The organism is Streptomyces sp. NPDC029216, assembly GCF_040648015.1.
Lineage (GTDB): Bacteria > Actinomycetota > Actinomycetes > Streptomycetales > Streptomycetaceae > Streptomyces.
In genome coordinates, this window is record NZ_JBEZWL010000179.1 from 1 (window position 1) to 13,735 (window position 13,735).

Below are 13,735 nucleotides of genomic sequence, written 5' to 3' on the forward strand. Positions count from 1 at the left end.
GCCGCCGAGGCCCCCGACCCGGAGCCGGCGCCCCCGCCGCTCCCCGGGCTGGACGACGGCGGGCCGGACGACGACGGCCCGGGCGCGGCCGGCCCGTCCGTACCCCTGTCCGGTCCCGGGACGGCCCTGCGCCGCTACCCCCTGCACCGGTTCCTGTGGGCCGCCCTGACCTGGACGGTCGCGGTCTTCGCCTGGCCGGTGCGCGCCCGCCGGGACGCGGAGGAGGTGAGGATGCGGCGCCGGCTGGTCAAACAGGTCCTGGGCCGGGCCGGCACCGACTTCGCGCGCGCCGAGGTCCACCACTACCTCGAACCGCGGTTCGCGATCCTCACCGAGGCGGAGGACGGAAACCCCGGCGCCCGGCGCCGGGGCAGGTGGCACCGGCGGACCGAACTGGTACCCGTACCGACCCGGGTGACCAGCGTCCGCGCCCTCTACGGAGCCCTGGACGACCTCGTCCTGCTGGGCCGGCCGGGCCTGGGCAAGACCACGCAGCTCGCCCGGCTCGCCCACCGGCTGGCCGAGGAGGCCCTGGAGGGCGGTGACGACCGGCAGCCCCCGTACCTCCCGGTGTACCTGCGGCTGGACACCTACCGCGGCGAACCCGTCGAGGAATGGCTGGCGTCGGCGCTCACCCGCGATTACAAGAGCGTCTCGGGGGTGCTCGTCCGCAGCTGGCTCGAGCGGCACCTGCTGCTCCCGGTGCTGGACGGACTCGACGAGGTGCCGGAGCCGGACCGGCCCAAGTGCGTCGCGGAGCTGCGGCGCCTGCGCGCCCTGTGCCCGGGCATGGCCGTGGGCTGCCGCACGGACGAGGCCGATCTGCGCCGTCTCGCCCGCGACCTGCGCGCGCTGCGCTACGTGGAGCCCCGGGCGCAGGCCACGGCGGGCCGTGCCGTGGCCGTCTGACGTCCGGTCGGGCGGGCCGACGGGGCAGCCCGCCCCCGTCGGCCCGGCCCGCAGGCCCGGCGGTGTCCGGGCCGGCCGGGCGGTCCGTCAGCCCGCCCGCAGCCGCTCCAGCGCCTTGATCCCGAGTTCCAGGGCCTCGGCGGGCCCGGCGACGCACTGCTGGAGGTCGATGAAGGCGCTGTCCGCGCCGGAGGCCCGTACGCCGTCGAGGGCCGCGGCGATCTCGTCGGCGCCGCTGCCGGGCCTGACGTTGTGGCGGATGTGACGGCTCAGCAGCCCGGGGTCCCGGCCCGCCTCCTCGGCGGCGCTCCGGGCCACGTCCCACAGCCCCGCCTCCATGTCCGGCGGCAGCAGCACCCCGGCCCAGCCGTCGGCGCGGCGGCCGACCCGGCGCATGGCGGCGGGGGAGAGGCCGCCGAGCAGCACGGGCGGACCGCCGGGCCGGGCCGGGCGCAGGCCGACGTAGGACTCGGGGATCGACCAGTGCGGGCCCTCGTGGCCGAACACCTCCTCGGTCCAGTAGCCGCTCAGGATGTCGAGGATCTCCTCCAGCCGGGCGCCGCGGCGGGCGAAGTCGGCGTTGACCGCGGTGTACTCGTCGCGCAGCCAGCCGAGGCCCAGCCCGGCGACCAGCCGGCCCGCGCTGATCACGTCGAGCGTGGTGAGCGTACGGGCCAGCAGCAGCGGCGGGTACCAGGGGGCGTTGAGGGTGCTGGTCGCGAGCCGGACCCGGCTGGTCGCCCCGGCGGCGGCGGTCAGCACCGTCAGCGGGTCGAGGAAGGTACGGAACCCGGGCGGGTACGGGTTCTCCGCGGTGTGGCCGGGGTAGAGGTCGCTGGGCGCGACCGGCGCGAGGGAGCGGTCGCCGACCCAAAGCCAGTCGAAGCCGGCCTCTTCGGCCTGCCGCGCGAACGGCACGATCCACTCGGGGCGGGCGTGGCTGCCGTACTGGGGCAGGGCTATTCCAAGGTCCATCGGGCCAGTCTCGGCCGGTCGCGGCCGCGTGCCGAAGGTTTGCGGCCGCCCGGCGTGGCGTGCGGACTCCGGCGCGCGGGGCGGCCAGGGGGTGTCCGTACCCTAACCGCGTGGCCCGTACATGATCACCGCCACGCCCAGGAGGCAGATGACGGCCCCGATCACGTCCGCCCGGTCGGGGCGGTACCCGTCGAGGACCATGCCCCAGGCGAGCGACCCCGCCACGAACACCCCGCCGTAAGCGGCCAGGATCCGGCCGAAGTTCGCGTCCTCCTGCAGGGTCGCGACGAACCCGTAGACGCCCAGGGCGATCACCCCCGCACCGATCCACGCCCAGCCCCGGTGCTCGCGCACCCCCTGCCAGACCAGCCAGGCCCCACCGATCTCGAACAGGGCGGCTGCGGCGAACAGGGCAACCGAGCGGACAATGAGCACGTCAACCACTTCCAGAGACGGAGAAAGCCCGAAACTAACAGCGGTCGCGGCCTCGCCGGACGGCGGGCGTTTCGGCAGGCGGGGGAATCCATGAACGACAGGCCGTCGTTGACGGCGCGGCTGCTGGGGGCCGTGCGGCTCGTCGCGGCGTGCACGCTCACCGCCGTGGCGCTGCTGTACGCCGTCCTGTGCGTGAAGCTGACCCTGGTCGACATGACGGAGGACGCCTGCAGCGCCGGCGGCTGTCCGCGCGGGCTGGGCCCGCTGGTGCTGTGGGCGCTCGGCGCCGCGGCGGGCGCGGGCCTGCTGTGGTGGGCGGCGCTGCGGGGCCGCCCGTACCGGTCGCTCGGTGGCTGGGCGGTGGCCGTCGTCGTCTCCTTCGCCGCGCTCGTGCCGGCCTGGCAGGGCTTCTCCTGGCTGCGCGGTCCGCTCCTGGTCCTCTTCAGCTACCAGGTTCCGGAGGGCCCGGCCGCCGGCAGGCCCTTGGGCTCCTGGGGGCAGGAGGCCGGCTCCGTGATCCGGGTCCGTACGGACGGTGTGACCGAGTACAACGGCGAAGGCCGCCACGGCTGGAGCATCGGCACGCCCCCCGACGGGGCGCAGGTCTGCGCGATGAGCCCGCAGCCCGCCTCCCGCACCGGCCTCCTCGGCTACGCGGGCGGCGGCCCCTGCGGCAGCCGCGTCGTGGCGGTGGACCTCACGTCGGGCCTGGAGCTGTGGGCGGCGGACGTCCCGGACCCGTCGGGCGGCATGTCCGTGGCCGGCTCCCTCGCCGTGACCGGCACGGCCGACGCCGTCGTGGCCCGCGACCTGCGCACGGGCGCCGAACGCTGGCGCTCACCGCTCCCGGCCGGCGCCGCCGTCACGGACCTCCTGGCCGGCCCGGACCGCGTCCTGGCCATAGCCCGCTCCGCCGCGGGCAGCGAACTCCTCGCACTGGACCCGCGCACCGGCACCCGCACCGGGCAGACCCCGCTCCCGGCCGGCATCGACCCGCCGCGCCTCGTGTCGGCCGGCCCGACGGCCGCCGTCATCGCGGGCGGCCGCCTCCTGCTCCACGACGGCTCGGGCCGCCCGCTCCCCGACGCGCGGACGGAGTACGTCCCGTCGGCGGACGGGCGCCGCCTCGTGCTGGGCGAGGTCCTGGTCGTGGCGGTCCCGGAACGGGAGAAGCGGGAGGTCCTGGCCGCGTTCTCGCTGACGGACGGCCGGCCCCTGTGGCGCCGCTCCCTCGGCCACGACTACACGGTGCGCACCCTGAGCGACACCGGCACGGGCCGCATCGAGGTGGTCTCCCAGGGCTCCTACACGCACCTGTGGGACCTGGACCCCCGCACCGGCACCCCGGCCGGCGAACCGGCCGTCCTGCGCGACCTCCCCCTGGGCGAGGCGGCGGCCCGGTACGGCAGCACCTTCGTCAACCTGGACCCGGGCGGCGCGCTCCCGCCGATCTTCGACGTGACTCCGGTCCTCGGCTGGTGACCGCGCCCCGTCGCATACCCTTCCGGACCATGACCGTGCTGCGAGGTGCCTTCGTCGTCCTGCGCCCCACCCTCACCGAAGACGTCCCCGCCCTGGCCGCGATCCGGGCCACCCCCGAGGTCCGCGCCCGGTGGCGGGGTGGGGACGATCTCGAAGCGGAGATCGCGGCCGACGTCGAGGACGCCGATACGGTCTGCCTCACCGTCTGCCACCGGCAGCGGATCATCGGCATGATCCAGTGGCACGCCGAGGAGGAACCGGACTACCGGCACGCCGGCATCGACCTCTTCCTCGACCCCGCCGTCCACGGCGCCGGCCTGGGCACCGACGCCGTCCGCACCCTCGCCGTCCACCTGGTCGACGACCGCGGCTACCACCGCCTCGTCATCGACCCGGCGGCCGACAACGCCGCGGCGATCCGCTGCTACGAGAAGGTCGGCTTCCGGCCCGTCGGCACCATGCGGCAGTACGAGCGCGGGCCGGACGGAACCTGGCACGACGGCCTCCTGATGGACCTCCTGGCCCCCGAACTCCTGCGCTGACCGCCCGCCGGGGTCCGGCTCAGACCTCCTCAAGGCAGGCGGGATTGAGGACAGGGGGTGTCCTTTGACACATGCATCATGGAGCGCATGACGAGCAATATGACCGCCCGCATGCTGCGGCTGCTCTCCCTCCTGCAGACCCGGCGGGAATGGTCCGGCGCGGACCTCGCCGGACGCCTGGAGGTGACGGTCCGCACCGTGCGCCGCGACATCGACCGGCTGCGCGAGCTGGGCTACCCCGTGGACAGCGTCCGCGGCCACGCCGGCGGCTACCGGCTGGCCGCCGGCGCCGAGCTGCCGCCCCTGCTCCTCGACGACGAGGAGGCCGTCGCCATCGCCGTGGCCCTGCGCACCGCCGCCGGGAGCGGGCTGTCCGGTGTGGAGGAGAGCGCCCTGCGGGCCCTGGGCAAGCTCGAACAGGTCCTGCCGCGCCGGCTGCGCGGCCAGGCCGCCGCCCTCCAGAGCGCCCTCGCCGGCATCGACTGGGAGGCGGGGCGCGGGCCGCGCGCCGATCCGGCCCTGCTCGCGCTCCTCGCCGTGGCCTGCCGTGACCACGAGGTCATCGGCTTCGACTACACCGCCCGACACTCCGCCGGCGCCGGTGCGGCCGTCCGCCGCCGCGCCGAGCCCTGCCATCTGGTCGCCTCCGGCGGGCTGTGGTACCTCCTCGCCCACGACACCGACCGGGACGACTGGCGCCTCTTCCGGCTCGACCGGATCACCGGCGCCGTCCCCACCGGCCGGCGGGTCCCGCCCCGCCCGGTGCCCGGAGGTGATGCCGCCGCGTACGTCGCCGCCCGCCTCTCCGCCGCTCCCGCCCGCTACCGTGCCGTCGCCGTCGTCCAGGCCCCCGCCGACCGGATCCGCGCACTCGTACCGGGCCTGGCCACCCGCCTGACTCCCCTCGACGACACCACCTGCCGCGTCGACGCCTCCGACGACCGGCTTCCGCGCATCGCCCGCACCCTGGCCGGCCTCGACGCCGACTACACCCTCGACGCGGACCCGGAGGTCGTCGCCCACCTCCGCCGCGCCGCCCGCCGCGCCATGGCGGCCACGCGGACGGCCGGAGGTGGCGACGCGGGTGAAGTGATGGAGTGAAGTGTGATGCGGTGCCGTGCAGTTGGAGTGGTCGGCACCCGTCCGGCACCCGCGCCCGGCTCCGGAACCGGTCGCGGACGCCGGACAGGTTGCCGCCTGGGCCCACACACGATCCTGCCGCCCTCCCGGGGGCCAGTCAATCCTGGGGTTTCCTTGCCCAACCCCAAGCGCTAGCTTGGGTTTTGTGACCTTGGACGATCTACGGGTGTTCGTGGCCGTGTGCCGCACGGGAAGCCTCAGCGGCGTGGCACGGGAGCTGGGCTGTACCCAGTCGGCAGTGAGCCAGCACGTGAAACGGCTGGAGCGGGAGACCGGGGTGGGCCTGCTGGAACGCCGCCCGCGCGGCGTCGTGCCCACCGCGGCCGGACGCATCCTCCACGAGGCCGCCGCCGAAGGCATCAGCGGCCTGGACGGGGCGCTGCGCCGGCTCCGCGAACTGGCCGACGGCGAGGGCGGATCCGTACACGTCGGCACCGGCGGGGCCACCGTCCGGCACTTCATGGCCGAGGCCATCGTCGGCTTCCGGCGGCGCCACTCGCAGGTGAGCCTGGAATTCCGCACCGAGACCTCCAGCCGCCGCTGCTTCGACGCCCTCCTGGCCGGCACCCTCGACCTGGCCTGGATCACCATCGGCCCACCGGTGCCCGGCATCGAGCAGCGCCCCGTGGTCGACCTGCCCTGGGTCCTCGCCGTCCGCGCCGAGGACCCGCTCGCCGCCCGGCCCGCCCTCGAACCCGCCGACCTCACGGACCTCCGCCTGGTCCGCCTCCCGCCCAACTCCCTCTCCGGCGCCCACCTGGACGCGGCCTTCACCGAACTCGGGGTCCGCGTCGGCTCCGACACCAGCGTGGCCGACTGGGACACCGCGCTCCTGCTCGCCGAACTCGGCCTGGGGCACACCGTCGTACCGGCCGTCCCGGGGCTGCGGGCACCGGCCGACGGGCCGCTGCGGCTGATCCCCGTACCCGCCCTGCCCCCGCTCCCGGTCGGCTGGGCGGTCCGCCGCTGGGACGCCCTCACCCCCCTCGCCCGCGCCTTCGCCGACACGGTCACCGAGAGCTGCGCCCCCGGCCGCCCCTGAACCGCCCGGCGGCCGTCCCCCTGCGCCGAGTTGACCCTCCCCCCACGTCAGGGTTGAAGCTGAACTCCGACGAAAGGGCAGGTGGATGAGCTACTCGGTGGGACAGGTCGCGGCTTTCGCCGGAGTGACGGTGCGTACGCTGCACCACTACGACAAGGCCGGTCTGCTCTCCCCGAGCAGCCGCAGCCACGCCGGCTACCGGCTCTACGACGACGCCGACCTCGCACGCCTCCAGCAGATCCTCTTCTACCGCGAACTCGGCTTTACCCTGGAGGACACGGCCGCGATCCTGGAGGACCCACAGGCGAACGCCCTGGAGCACCTGCAGGCCCGCCAGCGGCAGCTCGGCGAGGAGATCGCCCGGCTGCAGCAGCTCGCCGAGGTCGCCGGACGGGCCATCGAGGTCCAGCGGACGGGGGTCCCGCTGACCCCGCGGGAACGCTTCGAGGTCTTCGGGGAGATCACCTTCGACCTCAGCTACGCCGCCCAGACGGAGCGGAAGTGGACCGCCTCGGAGGGCGGCCGCGAGGCCATGGCCCGGGCGGCCGCCCACACCAAGGAGGACTGGCGCCTGCTCATGCGCGAGGCCGCCGCCTGGCGCGCGGAGCTGCTCACCGCCTTCGACGAGGGGGAGCCGAGCGGCGGAGAACGGGCCATGGACCTCGCCGAAGAGCACCGGCTGCACATCTCCCGGTGGTTCACCTCCTGCCCGCCCGACACGCACCGGCGCATCGCGGACGACTTCCTCGCCGACCCCCGCGCCTTCGCCCTCGTCGTACCGCCCCCGCAGCAGCGCCGGGGCCTCGCCGCCTACCTCTGCAAGGCCGTCCACGCCAACGCGGCCCGCCGCACGGACGGCCCCGCCGACACGGGAGAGAAACCATGAAGATACTGATCGCGGCCGCCGGATCGCGCGGTGACGTCGACCCCTACACGGGCCTGGGCGCAGCCCTGCGCGCCGCCGGCCACGACGTCGCCCTGGCCGCCACCGCCCCCTTCGCACCCCTCGTCCGCGCCGCCGGCCTCGACTTCCGCGCCCTGCCCGGCGACACCCGGGCGCGCGGCGACGTCACCGACCGGCGTGAGCTGATGCGCACCGCGTCCGCCTTCCTCGCCGAACTGGGCCAGGGCTTCGCCGACGTCGTGGACGAGGACACGGACCTGCTCCTGCTGTCCACCACCACGGCCCCGCTCGGCTGGCACCTCGCCGAGGCCACCGGCACCCCCGCCCTCGGCGTGTACCTCCAGCCGACCGCTCCCACCGGCGCGTTCCCGCCGGTCGTCACCGGCGCCCGCTCACTGGGCCGGTTCGGCAACCGAGCGGCCGGACGGTTCGCCCTCCGCATGGCCGACCGGATCAGCGAGCAGGGCGTCGCCCGGCTGCGCGAGCGCCTCGGGCTGCCCCCGCTCACGGCCTCCGCCATGCGCCGACGGCAGGAACGGGCGCACTGGCCCGTCCTGCACGGCTGCAGCACGGCCCTGGTACCGGCCCCCTCCGACTGGCGGCCGGGCCTGGAAGTGGTGGGCAACTGGTGGCCCCACGTCGACGCGTCCGCACGCCTGCCCGCGGACCTGGAGGACTTCCTCGGCGCCGGCCCCCGGCCGGTCCTGATCGGCTTCGGCAGCATGGCCGCCGGTGAGCGGGAGCGGCTCGGCGAGCTCGCCGTACGGGCCCTGCGCCGTGCCGGACTGCGCGGCATCCTCCAGAGCGGCAGCGCCGGGCCGGCGGCCGCCTGCGGTCCGGACGTCCTCACCGTCGGGGACGTCCCGCACGCCCTCCTCTTCCCCCGGCTGGCCGCGGTGGTCCACCACGCCGGGGCCGGCACCTCGGCGGCCGCGCTGCGCGCCGGCGTCCCGGCGGTGCCGGTCCCCGTGACGGCGGACCAGCCGTTCTGGGCGCGCCGCCTCGCCGCACTCGGCGCCGCCACCGAGCCCGTCCCCTTCGGCTCCCTCACCGCCGAAGCGCTCGCCGACGCCCTCGACCGGGTGGTGCGGCAGGAGACGTACACCCGGGCCGCCCGGGCGGCCGCCCGGCAGCTGCGGTCGGAGGACGGGGCGGCCCGGGTCGTCGAGGCCGTCGAGGGGCTGGCCCTCCGGCGGTGAGGGGGGAGCCCCGGGCGGCGGATCGCCCCGTCGAAAACGTGTCGCCGCGCCCGTCACCGGCCACGTCGTGGAACCGTCTTCCCATGACTGAAGGATCGGTACCGCACATGTCCCCGGCCCGCATCACCGTCCTCGGCGTCCAGCCGGGCGAGCCGCCCTTCCGCATCGTCGAGCTCGACGGGGAGTTCGTCGGCAGGGCGAGGTCGATGACGGACGTACTGCTGGTCGCCGCCGAGGCGGGGATCACCATCCACGACCTCGACGACCTGGACGAGGTCCGCTGGGTCGGCGGCGGAAAGTTCACCTGGAACCTCCACTGACCCCTGACGGAACGCGCCCGCCCGGCGAGGCCGGGGTGGCGGTGACCGCGCGGGCCGAGGACGTCGCCCTCCACTGGCCGCCCATCCGCCTCGACGGCAGCGTCTTCGCGCCCGGAAGGCTCACCACGTCACGTACAGGGCCTCCGGGGAGCGGTGGATGAGGGTCGGCCGCATCTGCGGAACGGGGCGGCTGCCGTCCAGTCGTAGACCCGGCAGGGTCTCGGTGAGGATCTCCAGGGTGGCCCGGAGCTGGCCGCGGGCCAGGTGTGAGCCCGGGCAGGCGTGGGGGCCGTGTCCGAAGGCCAGGTGCTGCCGGTTGCCCGGCCGGCGGACGTCGAAGGAGTCGGCGTCCTCGTACCGCCGCCCGTCACGGTTGGCCGACGCGTACGCCACGAGCAGGGCGGTGCCGGCGGGCAGCCGTGTCCCGGCGAGCTCCACCGGCCGTGTCGTGACCCGGCGGAACGCCTGTACCGCCGTGTCGAACCGCAGCCCCTCCTCCACCGCCGCCGGGACGAGCGCCGGATCGGCGCACACCAGCTGCCACTGCCGCCGGTCGGCGAGCAGGTGCAGCAGTGTGGTGGCGATGAGCGCGCCGGTCGTCAGGAACCCGGCGATCAGCAGGTTCTGCAGGTGCGCCACCAGCTCGTGCCGCTGCTCGACGCCGAGTTCGGCGCCCGCCGGGGCGGCGGCCGCGGCCAGATCCGAGCACAGGTCCTCCCGGGGCCGCGCCCTGCGCTCCAGCACGTACCCGTCCAGCAGCCGCTGCAGGGCGACCACGTCCTCGGCGGCGGCCACCTGCTCCGGTGCGGACAGCGGGCGGAACAGCAGCTCCTCGACCCGGTACCCGCCGTGCACGGCGGCCGGCACGTCCGCCGGGTCCAGCCCGATCAGCCGCCCCACCACCAGCCCGGGCAGCCTCCGGGCGTACGCCGCCACCAGCTCGGCGCCGCCGGCCCCGGCGACCTCGGCCACCAGCTCCCGCGCGCACTGCCGCGCGTACGGCAGGAGCGCCGCCGACCGCGCGCGGGACAACGCCCGGTTGAGCGGCGCACGGTGGCGCCGGTGGACGGCCCCGTCGGAGGAGAGGACGGTCTGCCGGGGCCCGAACCCCCGCGCCAGCACCCCGAGCGCCGGCTCCGACAGCGCGACGTCGGGCAGCAGCGCATTGGCGGAGGAGAAGTCCCCGGCCCGCCGCAGCACCTCCCGTACGTCCTCGTCCCGCGCCACCAGCCACGCGTCGGCCTCGGGCACGTGGAGCAGCCCCTCGGCCCGCCGAGCCCGCTCGTAGAGCGGATACGGGTCCCGGTACCACGCATCCCGCGGCCCCTGCTCCCGCCCAGCCCCCACGCACCCCTCCAGCCCCCGCCCGGCCCCCCGCCTCGCCGCGCCATCCTGCCCGACCCCCGCCCCGCCCGGAAGACCGCACACGGCCGGCACACGTTTCGGGCGGGCGGCAGCGGCAAGGCGCCGGGCATGGTGCAGATCGGATACACGATGATGACCGAGCAGGCCGGCCCCCGGGACCTCGTCGACCACCTGGTGGGCGCGGAGCGGGCCGGGTTCGACTTCTCCGTCGTCTCGGACCACTACTTCCCCTGGCTCGACTCCCAGGGACACGCGCCCTACGCCTGGAGCGTCCTGGGCGCCGCGGCCCAGGCCACGCAGCGGATACCGCTGATGACGTTCGTGACCTGCCCGACGTTCCGCTACCACCCCGCGGTCGTCGCGCAGAAGGCCGCCACGATGCAGCTGCTCTCCGGCGGGCGCTTCCGGCTGGGCCTCGGGTCCGGCGAGAACCTCAACGAGCACGTCATCGGCGCGGGCTGGCCCTCCGCGGAGGTCCGCCTGGAGATGTTCGAGGAGGCCGTGGGCATCATCCGCTCCCTCCTCGCGGGCGGGACCCTCAGCCACCACGGCGCCCACTTCGACGTCGACGACGCCCGGCTCTGGGACCTCCCCGACGAGCCGCCCCCGCTGGGCATCGCCGCCTCCGGACCCCGCTCCTGCGAGATCGCCGGACGGTACGGAGACCTCCTCGTCGCCGTCGCACCCGACGGCGGCCTCGTGACCTCGTTCGCCGCGAACGGCGGCGAAGGCAAGCCGTGCGTGGGACAGGTCGCCCTCTCCTACGACACCGACCGCGACGCGGCGGTGGCCCGCGCCCACGACCAGTTCCGCTGGGCCACGGGCGGCTGGGAGGTCAACGCGGAGCTTCCCGGCCCGGCCGGCTTCGCGGCCGCCACCCGTCACACGCGCCCCGAGGACCTCACCGACACCATCCCCTGCGGCGACGACGTCGACGCCGTCGTCGAGGCCGTACGCGCCTACGCGGACGCGGGGTTCACGGAGGTCGCCCTCGTGCAGATCGGCGGCGACCGCCAGGTTCCCTTCCTGGACTGGGCCGCGTCCGAACTGCTGCCCGCCCTGCGGGAACTCTGAAGCGGGAACCCCGAAGCCGGCGGCCGGTACGGGTCCGGCCGCCGGTACCGCACGGACGGTCAGCCGGGATCCCCGCCGCCCGCCCCGGCGGCCGGCCTGGGGCGCGGCGCGAGGCGGTACACGGCGAAGGCCCGGCCGATGACCGGCATCGCGACGTTGCGGACCGGGACACCGCCCGCGGTCATACCGTGTTCCGCCCCGAGATGGGCGTGCCCGTGCACCGCGAGGTCGGCGCCCTCCGTGTCCACGGCCTCCGCCAGCAGGTAGCTGCCGAGGAACGGGAAGATCTCCGCCGGCTCACCCGCCAGGGTGTCCGGCACCGGCGCGTAGTGCGTCAGCGCGATGCACAGCCCGCTGTCCGAGGAGCGCAGCTCGGAACACAGTCCGCGCAGCGCCCGCCCGAGGCCCTCCGCACAGGACCGGCTGTACCCGATGAACGCCTTCATCTCCTGTTCCCCGAACTCGCTGCCGCTGCGCCCGGCGAAGCCCCCGCCGAACCCCTTGGTCCCCGCCACCCCGACCTCGGTCCCGTCCAGGTGGAGCAGGACGCCCTCGCCCTCCAGGACCGATACGCCCGCGGTGCGCAGCTCCTCGGCGACGGCCTGCTCCTCGCCGCTCTCGTAGTCGTGGTTGCCGAGCACCGCGACCACCGGCACCGGCAGGCCGGCCACCTCCCGCGCCACCACCCCCGCCTCCCGGCGCGTGCCGTGCCGGGTCAGGTCGCCGGCCAGCAACAGCAGGTCGGCGCAGTCGCCGAGGGTGTCGAAGGCGGGCCGCAGCAGCCCGGCGCTGTCGGGCCCCAGGTGGATGTCCCCGACGGCGGCGACGCGGGTCACGACACGTCCTCCGTCTGCCCGGGGGAGGGCGCCTGGGGCCGGCACACGGTGAGGTCCTCGTACCAGTCGAGGCCGTCGAGTGCCTCCCCGGCGATGCGCAGGACGGCCGCCCGGGCCTCGTCGTCGGTGACCCGGCCGCTGAGGACGGCCCGGGCGCCGTGCGCCTCGATCCGCACGCCGAGCTCGGCGGCGTCCTCGTGCGCGAGGCGCTCGCGCAGGTGCTCGATGCGGTAGTCCATGATCTCGGCCGTGTTCACGGGCCGTTCTCCTTCCTCTCCGGGCGGCCGTTCACGTCCGTGCGGTCGATGACGCGGAGCGTCGCGAGCAGGTGCAGGAAGGCATCCGCCAGCGGGGAGTCGCGGTGGTCGCGGTCGAGCCGGTCCCAGTCGATCTGCTCGCGCAGCATGCGGGCCATCGGCAGCAGGTCGCCGAAGTCGCAGTAGTGCTCGCAGAGCGCGGCGAGGCGGCTGTCCATCAGGTCGGTGGGGGACAGGACCGGCATCCACACGGAGTCCACCGCCCTGACGGTCGCGCGCTGCAGGAGCGCGGTACTCACCGGGCGGCGGGCCAGCTCGAAGATCAGGTCGATCTCCTCACCGCCCGAGCTTCCCTTGACCAGCCAGTCCTCGGGGGCGCGGCGCATGGCGATACCGCCGCCTTCCAGCGCCTTGACCGCCTCCTCGGCGTCCTCGGGGCGGACGCAGAAGTCGGTGTCGTGCTGGAAGGTGGCGGGGAGCCCGTGCGCGAAGGCGGCGACGCTGCCGGCGAGGGCGAAAGGGGCGCCCGGTGCGCTTGAGCAGCGCTGCCACCCGCTTGGTGGTCTCCAGGATCGCCTGGGTATGGTCCTCAGGCAGCGGGTTCTCGTCGTGCTGGGCCGACCCCGGGCCCCCCGGCGGCGGGTGGCCGCCGGGGAGGCAGGGGGCCGGGGTCTCACGACGTCGCACGGTGTGCCTCGGACTGCGGCCGGTCACCAGTAGTGTCTCCGTCCTCCCACGGCGTGCCCGACGGCGCCCAGCACCCAGAGCACGAGGCCGATGACGACGAGGATGACGCCGATCGTCCAGATGATCGAGATCCCGGTCAAGAACCCGATGATCAACAGAATGACGCCCAGGATAATCATGAGTACCTCCTGACCCCTTTCGGACGGGGGACTCCCTGCGTCTACCACGATCGCGCTCCTTCATGCATGCGTGCCGGGTGCCCGCCGACGGGCGTTCCCGCGGAGCATGAGCGGCCGCATTCCGGGTAGCCGCGAGGCAGTCGGTACCCCTAGCGGGAGGTCCATCATGGGCAAGATGAAGGGCAAGGCCGAGCAGCTCAAGGGCAAGGCGAAGGAAGAGATCGGCTCGATGGCCGACGACAAGGACATGGAGATGAAGGGCAAGGTGCAGAAGGCGGAAGGCCGCATGGAGGAGTCCGCGGCGGACGCGGCGGCCCGGATGAGGAAGATCCACGACGCCAACCGGTGACCGAACCCTCGTGGCGGGCACGGCGTATGCGTACGCCGTG

General features: G+C 75.2%; 17 protein-coding genes. 10 read left to right on the forward strand and 7 right to left on the reverse strand.

Annotated features, from left to right (window positions below; translation table 11 throughout):
- Positions 1-909, forward strand: a 909-nt coding sequence (locus AB0F18_RS35120; RefSeq protein WP_362068250.1) for an NACHT domain-containing protein, incomplete at its 5' end; no start/stop codon positions are given.
- An 87-nt stretch (positions 910-996) separates the two neighbouring features.
- Here the strand turns inward: AB0F18_RS35120 and AB0F18_RS35125 are convergent.
- Together AB0F18_RS35125 and AB0F18_RS35130 are read right to left on the reverse strand one after the other, a co-directional pair.
- Positions 997-1,884 carry a TIGR03619 family F420-dependent LLM class oxidoreductase gene (locus tag AB0F18_RS35125; RefSeq protein ID WP_362068252.1) on the reverse strand — a complete coding sequence of 296 codons (888 nt, stop codon included), beginning with the start codon at positions 1,882-1,884 and terminating at the stop codon, positions 997-999.
- Positions 1,885-1,986: 102 nt separating this feature from the next.
- Entirely contained in the window at positions 1,987-2,319 is a 333-nt protein-coding gene (locus AB0F18_RS35130) for a YnfA family protein (protein WP_362068255.1), read from the reverse strand.
- Positions 2,320-2,409: 90 nt separating this feature from the next.
- Here AB0F18_RS35130 and AB0F18_RS35135 point away from each other — a divergent pair, with 90 nt between their 5' ends.
- The 7 genes from AB0F18_RS35135 to AB0F18_RS35165 all read left to right on the forward strand — a co-directional run bounded on the left by AB0F18_RS35135 (position 2,410) and on the right by AB0F18_RS35165 (position 8,948).
- On the forward strand, positions 2,410-3,801 hold the full coding sequence (locus AB0F18_RS35135; protein WP_362068257.1) for a PQQ-binding-like beta-propeller repeat protein: 1,392 nt from the start codon (positions 2,410-2,412) through the stop codon (positions 3,799-3,801).
- Positions 3,802-3,830: 29 nt separating this feature from the next.
- Positions 3,831-4,343 carry a GNAT family protein gene (locus AB0F18_RS35140; RefSeq protein ID WP_362068260.1) on the forward strand — a complete coding sequence of 171 codons (513 nt, stop codon included), beginning with the start codon at positions 3,831-3,833 and terminating at the stop codon, positions 4,341-4,343.
- Positions 4,344-4,430: 87 nt separating this feature from the next.
- Positions 4,431-5,444, forward strand: a complete 1,014-nt coding sequence (locus AB0F18_RS35145; protein WP_362068263.1) for a WYL domain-containing protein — start codon at positions 4,431-4,433, stop codon at positions 5,442-5,444.
- 184 nt (positions 5,445-5,628) lie between these two features.
- Entirely contained in the window at positions 5,629-6,525 is an 897-nt protein-coding gene (locus tag AB0F18_RS35150) for a LysR family transcriptional regulator (RefSeq protein WP_362068266.1), read from the forward strand.
- 85 nt (positions 6,526-6,610) lie between these two features.
- Complete coding sequence (locus AB0F18_RS35155; protein WP_362068269.1) at positions 6,611-7,411, forward strand: MerR family transcriptional regulator; 801 nt, start codon at positions 6,611-6,613, stop codon at positions 7,409-7,411.
- Positions 7,408-8,628, forward strand: a complete 1,221-nt coding sequence (locus AB0F18_RS35160; RefSeq protein ID WP_362068272.1) for a glycosyltransferase — start codon at positions 7,408-7,410, stop codon at positions 8,626-8,628. The genes AB0F18_RS35155 and AB0F18_RS35160 overlap by 4 nt, the downstream gene beginning before the upstream one ends.
- Positions 8,629-8,711: 83 nt before the next feature.
- A complete protein-coding gene (locus tag AB0F18_RS35165) occupies positions 8,712-8,948 on the forward strand; it encodes a hypothetical protein (RefSeq protein WP_362068275.1) in 237 nt (78 codons plus the stop codon).
- A gap of 120 nt (positions 8,949-9,068) precedes the next feature.
- Here the strand turns inward: AB0F18_RS35165 and AB0F18_RS35170 are convergent, their stop codons facing one another.
- Positions 9,069-10,295 carry a cytochrome P450 gene (locus AB0F18_RS35170; RefSeq protein ID WP_362068278.1) on the reverse strand — a complete coding sequence of 409 codons (1,227 nt, stop codon included), beginning with the start codon at positions 10,293-10,295 and terminating at the stop codon, positions 9,069-9,071.
- A gap of 126 nt (positions 10,296-10,421) precedes the next feature.
- On the opposite strand from AB0F18_RS35170, the gene AB0F18_RS35175 reads away from it, so the two are divergent.
- The gene (locus AB0F18_RS35175; RefSeq protein ID WP_362068281.1) at positions 10,422-11,387 is read left to right on the forward strand and encodes an LLM class F420-dependent oxidoreductase; all 966 of its coding nucleotides are present in this window, start codon (positions 10,422-10,424) and stop codon (positions 11,385-11,387) included.
- Between the two features lie 59 nt (positions 11,388-11,446).
- Here the strand turns inward: AB0F18_RS35175 and AB0F18_RS35180 are convergent, their stop codons facing one another.
- From AB0F18_RS35180 to AB0F18_RS35195, 4 genes are read right to left on the reverse strand one after another with little or no spacing between them, the layout of a single operon-like run.
- On the reverse strand, positions 11,447-12,223 hold the full coding sequence (locus AB0F18_RS35180; RefSeq protein ID WP_362068284.1) for a metallophosphoesterase: 777 nt from the start codon (positions 12,221-12,223) through the stop codon (positions 11,447-11,449).
- Positions 12,220-12,480: a hypothetical protein gene (locus tag AB0F18_RS35185; protein ID WP_362068287.1), complete on the reverse strand. Its 261-nt coding sequence runs from the start codon at positions 12,478-12,480 to the stop codon at positions 12,220-12,222. The genes AB0F18_RS35180 and AB0F18_RS35185 overlap by 4 nt, the downstream gene beginning before the upstream one ends.
- Positions 12,477-13,157: a hypothetical protein gene (locus tag AB0F18_RS35190; protein WP_362068290.1), complete on the reverse strand. Its 681-nt coding sequence runs from the start codon at positions 13,155-13,157 to the stop codon at positions 12,477-12,479. Before AB0F18_RS35190 ends, AB0F18_RS35185 begins: the two co-directional genes overlap by 4 nt.
- Positions 13,158-13,190: 33 nt before the next feature.
- Positions 13,191-13,346, reverse strand: a complete 156-nt coding sequence (locus AB0F18_RS35195) for a DUF6131 family protein (protein WP_362068293.1) — start codon at positions 13,344-13,346, stop codon at positions 13,191-13,193.
- Positions 13,347-13,512: 166 nt separating this feature from the next.
- Between AB0F18_RS35195 and AB0F18_RS35200 the strand changes: the two genes are divergently transcribed.
- A complete protein-coding gene (locus tag AB0F18_RS35200; protein WP_362068296.1) occupies positions 13,513-13,695 on the forward strand; it encodes a CsbD family protein in 183 nt (60 codons plus the stop codon).
- Positions 13,696-13,735: the final 40 nt, after the last annotated feature.